General features: G+C 40.2%; 18 protein-coding genes. 10 read left to right on the top strand and 8 right to left on the bottom strand.

Annotated features, from left to right (window positions below; genetic code table 11):
• Positions 1-20 precede the first annotated feature (20 nt).
• Genes U5J89_RS13120 through U5J89_RS13110 form a run of 3 tightly spaced genes read right to left on the bottom strand, consistent with a single transcriptional unit; the run spans position 21 to position 2,350 of the window.
• Positions 21-965: a succinylglutamate desuccinylase/aspartoacylase family protein gene (locus tag U5J89_RS13120; protein ID WP_322576095.1), complete on the bottom strand. Its 945-nt coding sequence runs from the start codon at positions 963-965 to the stop codon at positions 21-23.
• A complete protein-coding gene (rimK, locus tag U5J89_RS13115; protein ID WP_322576094.1) occupies positions 958-1,881 on the bottom strand; it encodes a 30S ribosomal protein S6--L-glutamate ligase in 924 nt (307 codons plus the stop codon). The genes U5J89_RS13120 and rimK overlap by 8 nt, the downstream gene beginning before the upstream one ends.
• A 10-nt stretch (positions 1,882-1,891) precedes the next feature.
• A complete protein-coding gene (locus U5J89_RS13110) occupies positions 1,892-2,350 on the bottom strand; it encodes an ATP-dependent zinc protease (protein WP_322576093.1) in 459 nt (152 codons plus the stop codon).
• Positions 2,351-2,501: 151 nt separating this feature from the next.
• Here U5J89_RS13110 and U5J89_RS13105 point away from each other — a divergent pair, with 151 nt between their 5' ends.
• A complete protein-coding gene (locus tag U5J89_RS13105; RefSeq protein WP_322576092.1) occupies positions 2,502-3,350 on the top strand; it encodes a 5'-nucleotidase, lipoprotein e(P4) family in 849 nt (282 codons plus the stop codon).
• Between the two features lie 142 nt (positions 3,351-3,492).
• Here the strand turns inward: U5J89_RS13105 and U5J89_RS13100 are convergent, their stop codons facing one another.
• The 3 genes from U5J89_RS13100 to U5J89_RS13090 all read right to left on the bottom strand — a co-directional run bounded on the left by U5J89_RS13100 (position 3,493) and on the right by U5J89_RS13090 (position 5,960).
• Positions 3,493-4,737 (bottom strand): hypothetical protein, encoded by a 1,245-nt coding sequence (locus U5J89_RS13100; RefSeq protein WP_322576091.1) that lies wholly within the window; start codon positions 4,735-4,737, stop codon positions 3,493-3,495.
• 2 nt (positions 4,738-4,739) lie between these two features.
• Positions 4,740-5,237: a hypothetical protein gene (locus U5J89_RS13095; protein ID WP_322576090.1), complete on the bottom strand. Its 498-nt coding sequence runs from the start codon at positions 5,235-5,237 to the stop codon at positions 4,740-4,742.
• 180 nt (positions 5,238-5,417) lie between these two features.
• On the bottom strand, positions 5,418-5,960 hold the full coding sequence (locus U5J89_RS13090; protein WP_322576089.1) for an adenine phosphoribosyltransferase: 543 nt from the start codon (positions 5,958-5,960) through the stop codon (positions 5,418-5,420).
• 68 nt (positions 5,961-6,028) lie between these two features.
• On the opposite strand from U5J89_RS13090, the gene tadA reads away from it, so the two are divergent.
• Complete coding sequence (tadA, locus tag U5J89_RS13085) at positions 6,029-6,520, top strand: tRNA adenosine(34) deaminase TadA (protein WP_322576088.1); 492 nt, start codon at positions 6,029-6,031, stop codon at positions 6,518-6,520.
• Position 6,521: 1 nt separating this feature from the next.
• Here the strand turns inward: tadA and U5J89_RS13080 are convergent, their stop codons facing one another.
• Positions 6,522-6,875, bottom strand: coding sequence for a site-specific integrase (locus tag U5J89_RS13080; RefSeq protein ID WP_322576087.1), 354 nt, complete (start codon positions 6,873-6,875; stop codon positions 6,522-6,524).
• Positions 6,876-7,053: 178 nt separating this feature from the next.
• On the opposite strand from U5J89_RS13080, the gene U5J89_RS13075 reads away from it, so the two are divergent.
• The 4 genes from U5J89_RS13075 (at position 7,054) to U5J89_RS13060 (ending at position 10,642) form a co-directional block, all read left to right on the top strand.
• Positions 7,054-7,962 (top strand): cation diffusion facilitator family transporter, encoded by a 909-nt coding sequence (locus U5J89_RS13075; protein ID WP_322576086.1) that lies wholly within the window; start codon positions 7,054-7,056, stop codon positions 7,960-7,962.
• A gap of 48 nt (positions 7,963-8,010) precedes the next feature.
• Positions 8,011-8,670, top strand: coding sequence for an acyloxyacyl hydrolase (locus U5J89_RS13070; RefSeq protein ID WP_322576085.1), 660 nt, complete (start codon positions 8,011-8,013; stop codon positions 8,668-8,670).
• Between the two features lie 110 nt (positions 8,671-8,780).
• On the top strand, positions 8,781-10,043 hold the full coding sequence (locus U5J89_RS13065) for an LA_2272 family surface repeat-containing protein (RefSeq protein WP_322576084.1): 1,263 nt from the start codon (positions 8,781-8,783) through the stop codon (positions 10,041-10,043).
• A gap of 62 nt (positions 10,044-10,105) precedes the next feature.
• Positions 10,106-10,642 carry a PH domain-containing protein gene (locus U5J89_RS13060; RefSeq protein WP_322576083.1) on the top strand — a complete coding sequence of 179 codons (537 nt, stop codon included), beginning with the start codon at positions 10,106-10,108 and terminating at the stop codon, positions 10,640-10,642.
• A 6-nt stretch (positions 10,643-10,648) separates the two neighbouring features.
• Here U5J89_RS13060 and U5J89_RS13055 read toward each other — a convergent pair whose 3' ends face one another.
• Positions 10,649-12,151, bottom strand: a complete 1,503-nt coding sequence (locus tag U5J89_RS13055) for a sodium-dependent transporter (RefSeq protein WP_322576082.1) — start codon at positions 12,149-12,151, stop codon at positions 10,649-10,651.
• Between the two features lie 250 nt (positions 12,152-12,401).
• Here U5J89_RS13055 and U5J89_RS13050 point away from each other — a divergent pair, with 250 nt between their 5' ends.
• The 4 genes from U5J89_RS13050 (at position 12,402) to U5J89_RS13035 (ending at position 17,644) form a co-directional block, all read left to right on the top strand.
• Positions 12,402-15,377: a protein O-mannosyl-transferase family gene (locus U5J89_RS13050; protein ID WP_322576081.1), complete on the top strand. Its 2,976-nt coding sequence runs from the start codon at positions 12,402-12,404 to the stop codon at positions 15,375-15,377.
• A gap of 109 nt (positions 15,378-15,486) precedes the next feature.
• Entirely contained in the window at positions 15,487-15,945 is a 459-nt protein-coding gene (locus U5J89_RS13045) for a hypothetical protein (protein WP_322576080.1), read from the top strand.
• 5 nt (positions 15,946-15,950) lie between these two features.
• Positions 15,951-16,397 carry an rRNA maturation RNase YbeY gene (ybeY, locus tag U5J89_RS13040; protein WP_322576079.1) on the top strand — a complete coding sequence of 149 codons (447 nt, stop codon included), beginning with the start codon at positions 15,951-15,953 and terminating at the stop codon, positions 16,395-16,397.
• 86 nt (positions 16,398-16,483) lie between these two features.
• Entirely contained in the window at positions 16,484-17,644 is a 1,161-nt protein-coding gene (locus U5J89_RS13035) for a DUF445 domain-containing protein (RefSeq protein WP_322576078.1), read from the top strand.
• Position 17,645 lies beyond the last annotated feature (1 nt).

Genomic DNA, 17,645 nt, shown 5'->3' with positions numbered 1-17,645 from the left:
TGATTAAACTAATTTTAAATTTATTTGTAAGCTAAATGTAATAATGCGTCACCCTTATGAACCACAGGAGCATAATTTAAACCGATTACCTGTCCATCATGCGGGCATGTGAATTTAAACTGTTCATTACCGTACGGATCATTTACATACCCTAACACCTGACGCTTTTTTACCTTATCACCAAGTTCAATTTTTGGTCGAAATAAACCGGCATATTTAGCCCTGACCCACGTGGTCTTACGATATATCTTGGTTTCTTGAATAGGTTTGGGAGCTTCATCTTTCATCCCAAGATACTTCATAAGGCGTAGTGTGCCATTAATACCTTCCTGAATACCAAACTCATAAAAGCGAGTGGATTCGCCAGCCTCGTAAACTAAAATATGCTTTCCCTTTTTGTGAGCTGCTTTTCGGAAAGACTTTTCAATAAGCGAGGAATGAACCATAAATGGAGCTCCAAAAGCTTCTCCAAGTTCCTTATTCTTTTCAACATCTAATGTACATCGAACTTGTGGATAATTGGATCGTGCTGATCCACCGGTATGAAAATCGATTCCATAATCAATTTGTGGTACAATCTCGTTCATTAACGTATGAGCTAACAAACGTGCCAACGATCCCCCTTTTACTCCCGGAAAGCTGCGATTAATATCTTTACCATCAGGCAATCCTCGTACATTTTGTATAAATCCATATACATTTACCAAAGGTAGTGCAATCACACTCCCCTTCTTGGGAATAAGCAGATCTTTGGCAACCATCCGGCGGATAATTTCTATACCATTTAACTCATCGCCGTGTAGCCCTCCGGTGAGAAGCAATGTAGGTCCCTCCTCTTCAGAACGGAAGACATGTACCGGTAGATCAATATTGGTATAGGTTGGCAGCCGGGCAATATTCAGCTGAATTTCTTTTTCTTCCCCCGGCTCAATCTCGTAATTGTTAATCGTTATCGTCTCAGGCATTCCTGGTCAAATTCTGACTCTTCCGGGGATTATTTTTTACTTCGGTAGTCCTGCGCTCAACAAATGAGATAATACGTCCGGCAATATCTTTACCCGTTGCTGACTCAATGCCCTCCAATCCCGGTGAAGAGTTTACTTCCAGCACCAGAGGACCTCGTTCGGACTGTAGCATGTCTACCCCTGCAACCGATAATCCCATCGCACGAGCAGCAACCAGCGCGGCACGACGTTCTTCTTTGGTTAACTTAACTAACTCTCCGCTACCCCCGCGGTGGATATTAGATCGAAACTCGCCTTCAACCCCTGTTCGCTTCATAGCTCCAACAACTTTACCATCCACAATAAACGCCCTGATGTCTTCACCTTTAGCCTCTTCAATAAATTCCTGAACAATCACTCGGGCTTTCATACTATGAAATGCTTGAATGATCGACTCGGCTGCTTTAAAAGTCGGTGCCAAGACAACCCCAACGCCCTGTGTACCTTCCAGTAATTTTACGATCAGCGGAGCACCGCCGACGGATTCAATAATTTTTCGCACCTCAGTAGAATAATTTGTAAACACCGTTTTTGGCATTCCTACCCCGGCCCTAGCCATAATTTGCAGACTTCGCAGTTTATCTCGCGATCGTACAAGCGCTTGTGATTCAACGGCCGTAAATACTTTCATCATCTCAAACTGGCGTACAACCGCTGAACCATAAAAAGTTACGGATGCCCCAATACGGGGTATTACAGCATCAACGCCGGTAACTTTGGTTCCGCGATAGTAAATGCATGGATTATCTTTTTCACTTACAATATCACATTTAAGATGATCTAAAACCGTAGCTTCATGACCGGCCTCTTCAATAGCTTCGGTAAGCCGAGAAGTGGAATAAAGTTTAGAATTTCGGGATAAAACGACTATGTGCATGTATAATTAGTTATGTCTGTTCTTTAATTTCATTTTTCGATACATATTTTTGGGATACATCAACGAGAAATCGTCCATTAATTAACTTTCGTCCAACCAAGACGGGATAACGCATCTCAGAACGATCCGTAAGGGACAATTCAGCCGTCAAAAGTCTATCAGAAAGTTGGACCTTTGTCTTTACGACAAAACGCTCTTCCCTGGATCCATTAGAACTCTTGACCACTTTTTTCCGGTGTATAGGCAGTTCAAAGAGTTTGTCATTATAGGTTTCATGTGACGGATCCAACAAGTTGAATCGTACATATTCCCCTTCATCCTTTTGAATTGGCTTTATATGATGGCAATGCAAACTGGAAGTATAAGCTCCGGTATCAATTTTTGCATCAATCCCATATAAATCCCATTCGGGAAAATTGATTGTTTCTAATCTGCCAATGATATTAAGTTTCCTTTTTTTAGCAGCCATTTTACAATCACGTTAATTGTTGATGAACCCACTCAAGTATACAAGTTATTCAGCTTTGTATCATCTATGAACTTCCAAATTCATTTCTTCTAAATTCGGCACTTTTTAATACCTTACAGCTGTTAAATTTAACATCAATCACCAACTGTTTATGTCTCGTATATCTCAAAATATTATTCCCTTTAGCTTTTTGTTTATCGGACTTCTTTTTAGCTCTTGCAGTAGCTCTTCCCCCCTTCAACATCCAACTACTTCGGCCACTCTCTGGGCACAAAATGCTGCTGAATATAAGGCACTTACTACATCAGTTTATAATACAGCGCTTTCAAATTTGGGAATAGCCATAGAGGATTCCTACTGGACGGCCTATCCCAATCAAGAAGATCAAGATATAGGAAACCTCCCTCCTGCGGTAGTTTTAGATGTGGATGAGACAGTCTTGGATAATTCCCCGTTCCAAGCTAGGATGATTAAGCAGAATAGCAGTTTTAATCTTCAGCAATGGAATGATTGGGTAACGGAGGCAAAGGCAAATCCTGTTCCCGGAGCTGTTCAATTTACTCAGCAAGCGGCCAATAAAGGGGTAGCTGTTTTTTATCTAACGAATCGAGAAGCCGAAGTGGAAGAAGGAACCCGCCAAAACCTAAAAGAGCTTGGGTTTCCACTTGCTAAGAATGAAGACCGTATTCTAAGCAATAATGAGCGTAAAAATTGGACCTCAGCAAAAACAGAACGTCGTGCTTATGTTGCACAAAATCATCGTATTATTATGTTATTTGGAGATGATCTAAATGATTTCGTGTCGGCTAAAAATATCTCTCAAAAGAAACGTGCACAGCTTGTTGAAAATAATCGGGACAAGTGGGGAAAGTTATGGTACGTGTTGCCTAATCCGGTATATGGGTCTTGGGAAAATGCGCTCTATAATTTTGATGACTCATTAAGTCCTTCACAAATTGACAGTGTGAAAAAGGCACGCCTCAATGCTAAGAACAATTAATCTATCATGACCAGCAATGAAATTATAAAAGATGCTGAATGAAGATGAGGCTGGGATGAAACCAATCGGTAATCAAAATAAAAAAGGTCCCGCTCAATAAAACGGGACCTTGAATTTAAATAGAAATTAACTCTTAAAATTATCAGGCAGAACCACTATTTTTCTTCTGGCGAATTAACATAACACCTAATGCTACAGCCAGTAATACGCTACCGCCAAGCAGATACACAAGAATATTGTTAGACCGAGGTTGTGCAATCTGGGTCCATTCATCTACTTTCTGATTAAGTTCTGAGGTTTGTTCCCTGCTTAGCACATTGGCATGAGCCAAATTGCTCGTCCACTGCACTTCTACACGATCCCAAAAATCCTTAAATTTTTGAAGATCGCTATAATTTTCCTCAGAACGATTATCTTTACTCTCCTTTATTTTTTTGTCCAGATATGAATGTAAAGCACCATTAAGTTCCTCAGCCGATTCAAAAGTATCGGCTTCAATGCCTTGTTGCGCAAAATACTCCTTCACAGCTTTAACAGTATTAGTTTGTAAAAGATTATTCCATTCATTCAAATTTGAATTAATATTTTCAGCCAGCATATCAGCATTATCGCCTTCATAAACTTCATGGATCTTATCGCCGAGTTTATTCCACATCGTTTGAAACTGGTAGTTTACCTCAGCCATACGCATATAATCATCCAGCTGTAAATTTGAGGCATTGCGCTGTAATATCTTAATATTCTCTTCCGAAATATCGTGTATCAATTTAAGTGCGTCATTGGTCTTAATACGTGATCTTTGGTCGTAATTCTCGATCTCTTGAAAGGCATCCAAATCCATATTCTGATAGGTTACAACCATGGAATCGATAAATGTTAAAATAAGCTCATCGCGCTTTTCTAAGCTTTGGCGATACTCGCGTACCATATTTGACAGCTCTTTTTCACTTTCAGTAGACTGGCGAATAGCTGTTTTAAGAGAATCAGTCTGTTGATCGAGCTGACTTAAATCCTGTTCATAGGACGCGAGCTGATTCTCAAGCTTATTAAGCTGCTTTTGCTGCTCCGTGATAGTCTCAACCTTATTAAGCGTACGAATAGATGACTTCTTTAAATTTTCAATTTGCTCTTCATACGTATCCGGATATAAAGCCTTATTAAGTAACTCTTTATGCTTACTGTAATTTTGATCAAATTGCTTAATAGATTCAATCAAACTTTCTGCGCTATCGGGTGATGATACGTTCTCTACCTTCTGTTCGTAATTCGCATATTGCTCCTTAAATGTTTGTTGTATCTCGTAATCCGACTGTACTTCCTGAGCATAAAGCGTTGAGGAAAAAAGTCCGATCACAATCGTTAATAATATTGTTATTCGAAATTTCATAATTAGTTCACCTCACCTTGTGCCATTTGTGATTCTTCCTTTACAATACTTTCTGCATTGACCTTCCATACCTCTCCTGTTGATCGATTCAACAGTTGGATGTGTGTCATTCGCTGGTTAAATGCGGGTTTTTCGATACCTTCATCTGACACCTTCAAAGTTTCTTTCAAAACTAATTTCCCTTTCTCAGGGGCCATAACGTATACATTTTTATAACTGGGAGCAGTTATATAGTAGTACCCCTCTTGCCCGCGGATATATCTTACCTGCTTAGTAGTTACAGAAGAAGTATCTTGAGTCTCTGCATATTGAATGGGCTTGATATTAAATGTTAATCCATGCTTGATATCTTCAACAGTGCCGTTCTCATCAGGTTGCAGTACCGACTCAATTGATTGCGAATAGTCTACCTCACTGATAACCATTGATTGCTTGCAGCCCGTCAGAAGTACCGCTGCAACCACAGATATCATCGTAACCGTTTGTATGAATATCTTCATGATATCGTTTACCCTATTTATTTATATAATTGACCTATTATTTTGCTGTTCAATTACTTATAGAGCGCATCACATACAAATGTTCCTTAAAAGAATTGTCCCAGTTCTAGAATGGGAATCTATCAATATAAATTGGTGAAAAGCTTGAAGAAATGCTCCGAAAGTAAGAGGTAAGAACTTTTATAAAGAGATAAGAATATCTTTTGGGATATCATCAGAAAGTTGATCACATCCCTGCAAAGCTTCCAACTCAATAATGAACGAATAGCCCACAACGTGACCTCCAAGCTCTTCAACTAACTGGGTAGCAGCCTTAGCCGACCCGCCTGTGGCTATTAAATCATCGTGGATAAGAATACGATCTCCCTCCGAAAATGCATCATCATGCATTTCTATAGTATCTTCACCGTATTCGAGCGCATACGTTGCTGATATGGTATCGGCAGGCAGTTTCCCCGGCTTACGGATAGGAATAAAGCCGGCATGCAGATCTTGAGCAAGATTGGTCCCGAACAAGAAGCCACGTGATTCCAATCCCACCACATAGTCGATATCCATATGACGAAATGGACGAGCCAAAATTTGGGAAGTAAGTTCCAGCGTATCGGGGTTTTGTAGCAGCGGAGTAATATCTTTAAACTGAATACCGAGTTTAGGAAAGTCTGGAATATTACGGATATTCTCTTTTAATAATGCAATTATTTGTTGTTTAACACCGTCCATTTGCCGTATTTTCTGTTTAAAATTATCATGCTGATAATACCTATTTGACCCCCAAGGAAGCAAATTAAATGAACTCTGATATTTCCGGTACTCAAAAACATCTACGATTTATGCAACAGGCCTTTTTCTTGGCTGAACAGGCTTATGAGGAAAAAGAAGTGCCGGTTGGTGCCGTTGTGGTGAAAAACAACCATATTATTGGGAAGGGATATAATCAAACAGAACGGTTAAACGACCCTACCGCACATGCCGAAATGCTGGCTATCTCTGCGGCTTGTTCAACCCTTGGACAAAAATATCTCCAGGATTGTACACTATATGTAACCCTTGAACCCTGCCCTATGTGTGCCGGTGCACTTGTTTGGTCCAAAATTGATCAAGTAGTGATTGGTGCGCTGGACGCTAAAGCAGGAAGCTGTGGCAGTGTCTATAATCTTGCATCAAGTAACAAGCTAAATCACCAAGTTGATGTAATTCATGGATTTATGGAAGAAGACTGTGAGTGGATTCTAAAGCAATTCTTCCAAGAACGTCGTTCAGAAGGGAACGGACAGTTCTAAATTATGGTGCCGAAATCTGCTGTTTTCGATTGCTATTTCGGGCGCGACAAATATATGGAGTCTCGCCTTGTATAATTCCCGTTAATGAGGGTAATGGTTTCTCAATAATATGGCGATACAAAAATTGGATGGCTTGACGGGCTTGGTTTTGGATAGAATCTGGAGCACCTCTGTTCGTAACAAGATGGTTTAAAAATTCCACCACCTCTTTCTCCCCCATATTTTTGGGATGTTCTAAATTGTGATAATAAATAAATCGGGTAATCCATCCGATATAAGTTTGCTCGGTGCGATAGCTCATACCCCGTCTTCGAATCTCTGTACGAATCTTACTAAGCAGTACCGATTTTCCCATGGTCTCTCCTTCTTCTTATTGCTTTTATTAGTAAGACCCCAGAGAAATGTAATCCTTACATTTTTTTACTGCTATACGAGTAAAAAACTCATTACATCCACTTTTAGGAACACAATTTATTTACCTATAATTGGACTAATAAAATTAAATCATTCATAGAAAATAATTCCTCTTTGCTATGGCCGCATCATCAAAGAAAGTCATTTATGCTGCATTAATTGGAAATGGACTCATCGCAATAACTAAATTTATAGCTTCAGTCATAACAGGTAGTTCAGCAATGATGTCGGAGGGAATACACTCTACTGTTGATACCGGGAATCAGCTATTGCTTTTGTTGGGGTTGAAAAAATCAAAAAAACCTGCGGATAAAGATTATCCCTTTGGGCATGGTAAAGAAATTTATTTCTGGAGCTTTATCGTTGCTATTATGATTTTTGCCGTAGGAGCCGGTATTTCTATTTATGAAGGTATTCACAGCCTGATGGATCCTCACCCTGTTCAAAATCCCTTTATAAATTATATTGTTTTAGGTTTAGCGATGATATTTGAAGGTTTTGCCTGGTATTTTGCCTGGATAGAATTTAATAAGGCTCGCGGTGAACGCGGATATTACGAGGCCATACGAAAAGAGAAAAATCCGACGTTATTTGTCGTACTATTTGAAGACTCAGCAGCTATGTTGGGATTAATTGTTGCGTTTATAGGGATAGCTTTAGGTCAATATACCGGACTCCATATTTTTGATGGAATCGCCTCTATTGTGATCGGATTAATTTTGGGAGTTACAGCGGCATGGCTCGCTTATGAGACGAAGGGACTGCTTATCGGCGAAAGTGCGGACCCTCAAATAGTAACAGGTATCAGGAATCTAACAAAAGACTATAACTTCATAGATGGTGTTAATGAAGTATTGACTATGCATATGGGACCAAATTACATCCTCCTAAATCTGAGCGTAAATTTAAAAGACAAAATGAATGTATCGAATGTGGAAGAAAATATCTCAACACTAACCTCCCGGATCAAAAAAGAGTATCCTCTGGTTAAACGTGTGTTTGTTGAAGCAGAGGAAAATAATCCATAAATATTTTAAGTATTATATCTATAACTTTAACTGTAGCATTTTATACGGATGACTAAGCAGGTATTAATAACTTTTTTAATCGTTTTATCAATATATAGTATAGGGTTGGGACAATCTGCGACCAATACCTATAATAAAAAATCCGATTCTAATTTTACCGATCGGCTTACATGGGTAAATGAGAAAAATACCGATATCCATGAAATGAATTTTATTATCGGCTATTCTTTTGCTTCTACCAAGGGATTCTGGGGCAAAATTCCTAAAGCAACGCTTAGCATTTATACCATCCGATACAACCGAAAGCTTGTAACATATAACAACAAGCATCTGCTCGAATACACAGCTGAAACTAATTTAGCGGCAAATTACACTCTCTCCAATACAAATAGATATCAAGCGGGTTCCTACAGCGGATTTGGAATTACCCCCCTGGGATTTCAAATCAATTTAAATCAACATAATATTATACAACCCTTTTTTAAGTCCTCTACAGGGTTTATGTATTTTAAAAAGCCCTTCCCTGATAGTCGCGGTGTTCAGTTTAATCTCACGCTCGAATTGGGCACGGGAGTGGAAGTGATGGTATTTGATAACGTCTCTCTTACAATTGGATATAAGTACCACCACATGTCTAACGGCCAGCTGGGCGAAATCAATCCCGGTGTAGATTCTAATATTTTTTATAGCGGCTTTACTATTTTTTGATCTGCAATAAAAATTCTTCCATTAGTAGTTTTCCTATAACAATTTTGGCTTGGTCTCGTACATTACCCTGTGAAAAATCCAACCAAAAAATTTCCTATTGTTAGATACTTATGTACAGGATTAAATTACTAATTATTGTATTATTCACCTTTTTACTGTTTTCTCCTCTGTCAATTCAAGCCCAAGACAACACAGCTCATGAATGGAAAAATTATGGACTCGAGTATCGTACCTACCGGGTTACCCTCGTTCCCGGCTTAAGCTCGAATGGGATTGATGCCGTTGATTATGCCTCTAAATACTCCTTTAACTTATTGGGAGGCTATCACGGTGCACTTCACGAAGGTTTTGAATTTGGTACGCTCATGAATGCCAATAAATATTATGCCTCTGGTGTTCAATTAGCCGGTATTGCAAATTACTCGGGAGAACATACGTTAGGGCTACAATTTGCGGGCATAGGAAATTATAGCGGCAACAGCATGCAGGGAATACAAATTGCGGGTATTGGCAACTGGGCCTCATCTGATATTCAGGGCCTGCAAATGAGTGGAATTTTCAACTTGTCGGGAGGTGATATTCAGGGCTTACAATCAGCCGGCGTATTTAATATTGCAAAAAATGACATACAGGGACTTTTAGTCTCGGGTGTCGGCAATATTTCAGGTGGTAATATTCAAGGATTACTGCTAAGTGGATTTGCTAATATTGCGCAAGAGGATATGCAGGGCATTATTACATCGGCAGGATTGAACTATTCAAAATCCTTTCAGGGAATAAGCCTGAGCTCAGTAAATATCAGCCAAAAATTTCAGGGTATTCAGCTGGGCATTGCAAATATTGTGGACGAAGGACAAGGTATACAGGCGGGATTGGTAAATTATGCAAATGAGTTTGAGGGTCTACCAGTCGGACTTATAAGCTACTATAGGAATGGCAGAAAGAACCTTGATTTATGGACTACCGAAACCGGTTTTACAAATGTTGGGATTAAGCTGGGAACAGAACAGGTTTATAATATGCTTTCTGTTGGATTTAATCCGCTGCTGAAACGGGATGTTTGGCAAATTGGATGGAGCATCGGACGATTACACGAATATGAAAAATACGACCTTTATTCTGATTTCTCCTACTTCAAAATCAACGAGGGTGGTTGGACAAAAGACGTAAATTCAATGTTTAAATACCGTCTTCTCTTCTCAAAAGAGGTAAATGAAGATTTCAAATTTTATGGAGGTCCTACCGTAAATATGCTTATCTCCAGTTTAGAAGAAAGCGATGATTATGCGCCCTATCGATTGTTCGATATCAATGCTAAGGGACGCCAATATGTCTTTTGGATTGGGGCAACACTGGGTATAGAATTGTTTTAAAAGCGATTATCGGATACCTTCTTAACAGGATATTATTATAAAACGTCAATAAAAATCTAATTATGAGAGCTAAAACAAAAGTATTACGGAAGGCGGAATTCAATCCTCGAATAAAAAGATATTTACTAATCTATGGGATCCTATTTTCAATCATTACCATAGTAGGAATTGTTTTGCTTCCTATTTACCTGATTATAGCACCTATTTTGATCAACAAATACTTTGATCGCTTAAGTGCAGAATTAACTACCCGAGCGCTTCGTTTTGAAAAAGGTATATTATTTCATGTAGAGCGCACTATCCCACTGGATAAAATTCAAGATCTCACGTTTAAAGAAGGTCCCCTGCTGAAATATTTCGGATTAAGTATCCTTAAAGTTGAAACGGCCGGTAGTAGCGGTCATGGTCAAGCCGATCTAACACTTATTGGCATAAGGGATGCTTCTGACTTTCGAAGCAAGGTTTTAGAGCAACGCGATAAAGTGACGGACAACAAATATTCATCTTCTACCAGCGAAACAGACGAATCTACGTTGGCAGTCCTCAAAGAGATCAGAGATTCTCTAAAATCAATCGACAAGAAAATAGATTCCAAGTAATTAGTTTTAGTCAGATCCTTGTACCGTCTTGTCAGCAATTCTATCGTTGTAGAAGTACAATAATCCCATCGCTATGCCCCACTGCACGGCTATAGTTGCCACAGAAAATGCGCTTAGCGGATTATACCAGCTGTCTGGGGCGTAGGATGTGATACTGAGGTATATCCACCATATGAGCAGAGAAATAACTTCTACCGGCACTACATATTTGATGATAACTGTCCACCATTTGCCTAAGTCAAATCTTTGGGTTCCGGTATTTACAATGGTTGACCGGAACTTATCAGGATCAAACTTGATGATGGCAAACGACATGAAAGCTCCGGAAACCATTAGTCCTACCGCCCACACAAAATCCTGATTGGCAAGAATATCTGTTGAAATTGCCGAAGGCATCCCTAACAGAAAACCGGTTACACAAATGGCAATAGTGGCATTTTTTCGGGGGAATCCCATATCCACAAACACACGGCTGGCTAATTCAATCATTGAGATGAGCGAGCTGAAAGCAGCAAACGTTAATCCCAAAAAGAAAAGTATGGCAAATATTTTTCCGCCGGCCATCTCGTTGAAAAGCTGAGGCATCCACATGAAAGTTAGCCCTGTAGAAGCCGGACCCGATGTTTTCATAATATTCAGGATCTCCCCATTGCCCATACTACTTCCAAGTGTTCCAAATACCGTGGCAAAGATCGTCATTGCGGCCAGCAGCGATACAATATTGTTACCAATACCTGTTTGAAAAGCACTGATAGTAATATCATCCTTTTTACGCATATAAGCGCCATAAGTGAGTATCAGTCCCCATGCGGCCCCGGTATCCCAGGCATTTTGAGTGAGAGCTTCGAGCCACAAGCTGGGCTGAGTCAAGGTGGACCAATCAGGGGTAAAAAGATATTCGATACCCTGAAAACTACCGGGAAGCGTTACCGCTCGTATTAACGAAATTACCACAACCAGCAGCAGCGATGGAATGAGCACCTTATTGATCCGCTCGATGGATGAAATACCCTTAACCACAATGAGGCCACCGAGTCCAATCATTATTGCATGAAAAACAGAAGGCCACATCGAACCCTGGAATCCATACCAAATAGTTTCGGCCTGTCCCATACTGGCCGGCAAACTCGAAAATATGGATTCTATCAAATAATAGAGGCACCAACCTGCCACCACACTGTAGTAAAACATAATTGCTGTGGCTACAAAGCCAATAAAGCTTCCCATCCAGGCATATTTTTTCCCGACAAGATTAATAAACGAACCAATGACGCCCTTTCGCCCATGTCGCCCAATACCGTATTCGGCTATAATTAATGGAATCGAAAACAGAAAAAGGCAAGTGATCCAAGCGATAAGAAAAGCACCGGCTCCCTCCTGTCCGCCATTCTGTGCGGCAATACGGGGAAATCTCCAAATATTTCCCGTCCCAACGGCAATACCAAGTACACTTAGAATAAGTCCTAATTTCGTCGAAAAGAGATCCCCTGATCCATTTTTACCGCTCATAAAGCGTATTCCTCATCTTTTGTAAGGTTCAAATTTTCTCGCTTCTATTTTTAATGATTTTTTTGCGAAGTGGCAACCCACTCTTAACATCGTTACTACTTTTAAAGAATATTGCCAATAAATAGCCGTTAAAAATTCTTATTTAGCAGTCAAAGAGGGGTTATTATCATTTTGATTCTATCACACCTATGACTATTATTGCCTGCTAAAGAAATCCATTTTAAACAGCATTTTAAGGTATTAGGTACGAATGTTTTCGAATCATAAGACGACCAACCGTACGTTAGCTTTAATCACGTTTTTTGCCTCTCTCATTTTATATTTCATTACCATGGCTCCTACGGCCAGCTTTTGGGACGCTGGCGAATTTATTGCCGTTGGTCATGGCCTGCAGGTAAATCATCCTCCGGGAGCTCCATTTTATTCTTTATTGGGTCGCATCTTTTCCATGTTTATGCCCACTGCTTATGTCGCTGCCAGCATAAACTTTATTAGCGTTTTAAGTTCCGCTCTTACCGTTATGCTGTTATACCTAATTGTCGTGCGATTGGTGAGAGAGTGGAAAGGCGCTCCCGATAAGATGCTAACCATCGATAAAATTGGTATGTATGGCGGAGCGCTTCTCGGAGCCGCTACTTTTGCTGTTACTGATACGTTTTGGTTTAGCGCTGTTGAAGCTGAGGTCTATGCCCTATCAATTCTGTTTACGGCCATGGTTGTGTGGCTGGCGCTGGTTTGGGCTGAACATCACGACAAACCTTACAATGAACGTTGGCTTATCCTGATCGCCTATCTTTTTGGTATTGCGTTGGGAGTTCACCTGCTTAACCTCCTTGCCCTGTTTTTTGTTGCCCTGATTATCTATTTCAAAAAATATGAATTTAGCTACCAATCGTTTGGCGTGCTCATGGCTATTTCTGCAGGTGCCTTTTTATTGGTTTATCCGGGGACTATTCAGGGAATTCCAAGTCTATTGGAATGGATCACCAATGCCAGTTATGGACTCATTGGTCCATTGGGCTTTATTATTCTTGTTGTAATAGCAATGAGTTTCGGACTCTACTACACCCATAAGAATGGATATCGCATAGCAAATATCGTATTACTTTGTTATACGATGATTTTGATCGGCTATTCCTCCTATTCGCTTATTTTTATCCGTTCTATCGCCGATCCTCCCATTGACGAAAATGATCCGGAAACCGTAGAAGCTTTTATAGATTACCTGGAACGTGAACAATATGGGCAGACACCACTGTTAACCGGTAATACCTACGATAACAGTCAGGGAACGCTTAATCGTGATGAGGAAACCTTCTTCCCCAGGCGTTATTCTTCGAATCCTCAGCATATGCAACAGTATGCGCAATATTCAAGTGACTGGGATTTCTTTTTACGGTATCAGGTAAATCACATGTACTGGCGATATTTTGCCTGGAATTTTATTGGTCGCGATGCCGATATACAGGATGCAGGATGGCAGGCCGGCTTTACCGATACCGAACATGAAGAAAATCCCGCCCACAACAGTTACTTCTATATACCATTTTTGATCGGGCTTTTCGGAATGCTATTCCACTTCCAAAATGACTGGAAACGAGCCCTATCTGTACTGGCATTATTTGTCTTTACCGGACTGGCCATCATCTTTTACCTTAATCAAACTCCTATGCAGCCGCGCGAGCGAGACTACGCCTACGTGGGGTCATTTTTTGCTTTTGCTATATGGATTGGCATGGGTGGCATAGGATTAGTAGAATTAGTTAAGGATTATTTGATCTCTAATAAAATCGCTTCCTATGCTATTCTGGGGATACTTTTTATAGCCGCTCCGGTATGGATGGGCATGGAAAATTTCCATGATCACGATCGCGGTGAACGATATGTTGCTCCTGATTATGCGTACAACCTGTTAAACTCAACAGCACCCAACGCTATACTCTTTACCAACGGTGACAACGATACTTTCCCCCTCTGGTACTTACAGGAAGTTGAAGGTATTCGAACGGATGTTCGTATTGTTTGCCTAAGTTTGCTTAATACGGATTGGTATATCAAGCAGCTGAGAGATCAGTGGTCTCATGAGTCCGCTCCCCTCCCTATTTCTTTTGATGATGAGAAAGTTGAACAGCTGACCAGCGGACTCTCTATGCATAATCCAGATACGCTTAGAATACCCGTTGAAAAAAACATGCTGAAAAATGCCTTTAGCAGCATGAAAAATTACAAGCAAGCCATTGAGGTTGATACCAGTAAAAATCTTGGCTTTGATTTATCAAAAATACATTTCCAAATCCCTATAGACTCTCTGGATAGCGAAGTGGCTTGGTATTACGAGGGACGTTCAGCCGGACAAGATCGCCAGGGTAATCGACGATATTATACCCAAGTACAGGATGAGGTTATTTTAAATATTCTTCGAAATAATGATTGGTTACGTCCGGTTTATTTTGCAAACACGGTTTCTACTCAGAGTCAGATGAACCTGCAGCCCTATTTCCGTTTCGAAGGAAAAGCATTCCGTGTTGTACCCCAACGTAGACAATCGCAGGGTTATGGCTGGATGGATGCAAGTATTCATGCCAAGCGTCTCTCAAACTTCCAGTTTAGAAAATGGAATGAACCCGACAATTACTTTGATGAAAATATTCGTCGTATGTTGGGCAATTATCGCTTCAGCATTACCGAGCTTGCCAATAAATACAACGAAATGGGTATGCCCGACAGCGCCAGCTACTGGCTGGAATGGGGTGAAGAAAAACTGCCCTTTAACATCAACGATAATAATATCAATTCTACAATACTATATGCATATAGTTATGCGGATGTTGGTGACACCCAGAATGCAGTCGAGTTAGCACAACAGCTGGAAGAAAGGGTATTGAAAAATCTTGAAAGCAGCATTGCTGAGTACGATAAAATTCAAGGTGAACTATCACAACTTAACCAAGAAGCCAAACAGGCTCGTAATAATGCCAATATGGAAGCTCAGCGTCGCTTAAAACAGCGTATGCAGAGCATTAGCTCTGAACGTCAACAAATAGCACGTGAAATTTCAAGATCTGTTAGTCATCTCACCATTATACAACGTATTTATTTCATGAATGGTAATGATGAGAAAGCGAAGGCTCTGCATGATCGCGTAAATGAAATTACTGGCAATCGTATTTCAGTTCCCGCTACAAAAGAAGAAAACAAAAAACAATTCGATAGGTTTCAGTTGTAAAAAGTTCTAACTTATGATATGAACGACACAGTCAAAATTTCTAATTTAGAGCTGTGAATAGTATATTCCATTGAATCAAAACATAATGATTGCATAATATTGCAAACTAATGGTTCATCAATTTACAAAAGAAAATATTGATGCTATTGCTAATGTCTTGGAAACTAAGGCCAAGCCGCTTGGTAATGATGTGTTTCGCTTTGAAGTAACCAATGAAGAGGAACAACGGCGTCTCGCTTTGGAGATACATCTTGGCCTTGAGGTTAAAGGCGAAAACTCAAATATGGTTTCTGTATACGCACAGAATACATTTTTGCAGCTGCACAACTGTACGGCCTTTATTGCCAGCGATATGCTACAGCAAGTGACCTTCTTCGGGCGTCAAAATGAGCGGACATCGGGACTTATAGTAGAAACCGGCGCTGGTTGCAGCTTGTATGCCAACGTAAGCGAAACTATTTTAAACAGTGATTTTACCCAGCTCCCAGAAGATCTGATGATGTGCGCCATTGCCCTTTCTCTTACCGAATCAGTTGATATGGATGACTTCTCGTTTGATGAAGATTAATATCAATGGCTGATGAACTCCCTGATATACAAATCTTTAACCAGACGAATCTTTCCATTCCTCTCGAGCAATCTTTTTGTGAAGCAGTAGCAAAACAACTTGCTGACAAGGAAGAATGCAGCTTTAACTTTGTTGAGGTTGTCTATGTTGATGAAGATAAGATTGTTGAGATTAACAGCGAGCACCTTGATCGGGATTATGTAACAGATATCATCACCTTTCGATATGACGACTCTGACCTTAATCAAGATATTGAAGGCACGATGTTCTGTTGTGCTCCTCGAATCGTGGAACAAGCACAAGAGTTTAACGAATCAAAAGAAAGGGAGTTTTTACGGATTTATATTCATGGTCTTTTACATTTGACAGGTTACGAAGATCAATCCAAAGAGGAAAAAGAGCAGATGACCCAGAAGGAAGAATCCTATCTTAATATGGCTGATAAAGGGTAACCATAGAGTTCTTTTTGCAGATCCTAAACTACTTACCCATATTTACGTACAGCTTTCCGTCATCAGTTTAATAAATTGCAACAGTAATGAGTGTAGAACACCTTCCCGATAATAAATCCGACGGCGCGCTTGATACTGCTAAAAACAAGACGCGAGAACATGCCCGACATTTATGGGAGATAGTAGGTCGATATACCCGAATTGAAGATCTCACTAAAACAGGGAGTCAACCCCAGCAACAACCAGCACGCAAACAGCTCTACAGCAATACATTTATATCGGTACTTTCTGTCATGCCCTATTTATTGGTGCTGCTTTTTGGGATCTCTTTTTTCTGGGATTTTGATGGAATATCCGGTACCGTTTGGGCGCGTACACTCCAATTCGAGGGAATCCTGAAGATACTCAGCGTCAGTGGTTTAATTGGGTTTTTAACAAACTGGCTTGCCATTACCATGCTTTTTAAGCCGGCCGAAAAGCGTCCCATTTTGGGTCATGGACTTATTCCTGCACAGAAAAATCGTATTGCTTACCGTCTGGCGCAGACTGTTTCAAAGGATTTGATCAATCCCGAAATCATCAAGAAGAAGATAACGGAATCGAATATCATTGGACGTTACCGCGAACTTTCAACTAGATATATCAAAAGTATCATCGATGATCCCGAGTTCAGAAGAGATATTAAACAGTGGGTAGTACAATATGTTGATGAAATGATTGCTGATCCTGAAATAAGAGCAGCCCTTGCCAAACGCATTCTTACTCAAATTGAAGAAGCGCTGCATAATAAATCATTTGAAAAAATCGCGCTCAAAACATACACCTTTGTGAAGGGACAGGAAATGCAGGCGATTATCGAGGAGGCGTTGGTACAAATTCCCACGTCGGTAGAAAGCGGACTCGATAAGCTGGATGATTTACTGGATCAGCTCCCCCGAAAAATTGATGAGAACAGTGATACTATCGAGGATATCGTCACAACATTACTTTACAAGCTTATTAATCAGCTAAATGTACATGCCCTGGTGGAAGAAAATCTACGGAGTTACGATGAGCAGCATATCTCGAATATTATCCGGTCGGCAACAAATGAACAACTACGTTATATTCAGTATTTGGGGGCAGTATTAGGTGTTATCGGTGGATTTGTGATATGGGAGCCACTATTGAGTGTTCTCGTACTGTCAACTCTCTCAATTTTGCTCTTGCTTTTGGATCAGCTGCTATACCAGTATGCTGCGGATTAGT

Source organism: Fodinibius sp. (genome assembly GCF_034521915.1).
Taxonomy (GTDB): Bacteria; Bacteroidota; Rhodothermia; order Balneolales; family Balneolaceae; genus Fodinibius.
This window is presented reverse-complemented; position numbering and strand designations above follow the sequence as displayed.

What these genes read in the sequence shown, in the direction of transcription:
- U5J89_RS13120 (WP_322576095.1), bottom strand. Translation starts at nt 965, where the DNA reads ATGCCTGAGACGATAACGATTAACAATTACGAGATTGAGCCGGGGGAA.
- rimK (WP_322576094.1), bottom strand. Translation starts at nt 1,881, where the DNA reads ATGCACATAGTCGTTTTATCCCGAAATTCTAAACTTTATTCCACTTCT.
- U5J89_RS13110 (WP_322576093.1), bottom strand. Translation starts at nt 2,350, where the DNA reads ATGGCTGCTAAAAAAAGGAAACTTAATATCATTGGCAGATTAGAAACA.
- U5J89_RS13105 (WP_322576092.1), top strand. Translation starts at nt 2,502, where the DNA reads ATGTCTCGTATATCTCAAAATATTATTCCCTTTAGCTTTTTGTTTATC.
- U5J89_RS13100 (WP_322576091.1), bottom strand. Translation starts at nt 4,737, where the DNA reads ATGAAATTTCGAATAACAATATTATTAACGATTGTGATCGGACTTTTT.
- U5J89_RS13095 (WP_322576090.1), bottom strand. Translation starts at nt 5,237, where the DNA reads ATGAAGATATTCATACAAACGGTTACGATGATATCTGTGGTTGCAGCG.
- U5J89_RS13090 (WP_322576089.1), bottom strand. Translation starts at nt 5,960, where the DNA reads ATGGACGGTGTTAAACAACAAATAATTGCATTATTAAAAGAGAATATC.
- tadA (WP_322576088.1), top strand. Translation starts at nt 6,029, where the DNA reads ATGAACTCTGATATTTCCGGTACTCAAAAACATCTACGATTTATGCAA.
- U5J89_RS13080 (WP_322576087.1), bottom strand. Translation starts at nt 6,875, where the DNA reads ATGGGAAAATCGGTACTGCTTAGTAAGATTCGTACAGAGATTCGAAGA.
- U5J89_RS13075 (WP_322576086.1), top strand. Translation starts at nt 7,054, where the DNA reads ATGGCCGCATCATCAAAGAAAGTCATTTATGCTGCATTAATTGGAAAT.
- U5J89_RS13070 (WP_322576085.1), top strand. Translation starts at nt 8,011, where the DNA reads ATGACTAAGCAGGTATTAATAACTTTTTTAATCGTTTTATCAATATAT.
- U5J89_RS13065 (WP_322576084.1), top strand. Translation starts at nt 8,781, where the DNA reads ATGTACAGGATTAAATTACTAATTATTGTATTATTCACCTTTTTACTG.
- U5J89_RS13060 (WP_322576083.1), top strand. Translation starts at nt 10,106, where the DNA reads ATGAGAGCTAAAACAAAAGTATTACGGAAGGCGGAATTCAATCCTCGA.
- U5J89_RS13055 (WP_322576082.1), bottom strand. Translation starts at nt 12,151, where the DNA reads ATGAGCGGTAAAAATGGATCAGGGGATCTCTTTTCGACGAAATTAGGA.
- U5J89_RS13050 (WP_322576081.1), top strand. Translation starts at nt 12,402, where the DNA reads ATGTTTTCGAATCATAAGACGACCAACCGTACGTTAGCTTTAATCACG.
- U5J89_RS13045 (WP_322576080.1), top strand. Translation starts at nt 15,487, where the DNA reads ATGGTTCATCAATTTACAAAAGAAAATATTGATGCTATTGCTAATGTC.
- ybeY (WP_322576079.1), top strand. Translation starts at nt 15,951, where the DNA reads ATGGCTGATGAACTCCCTGATATACAAATCTTTAACCAGACGAATCTT.
- U5J89_RS13035 (WP_322576078.1), top strand. Translation starts at nt 16,484, where the DNA reads ATGAGTGTAGAACACCTTCCCGATAATAAATCCGACGGCGCGCTTGAT.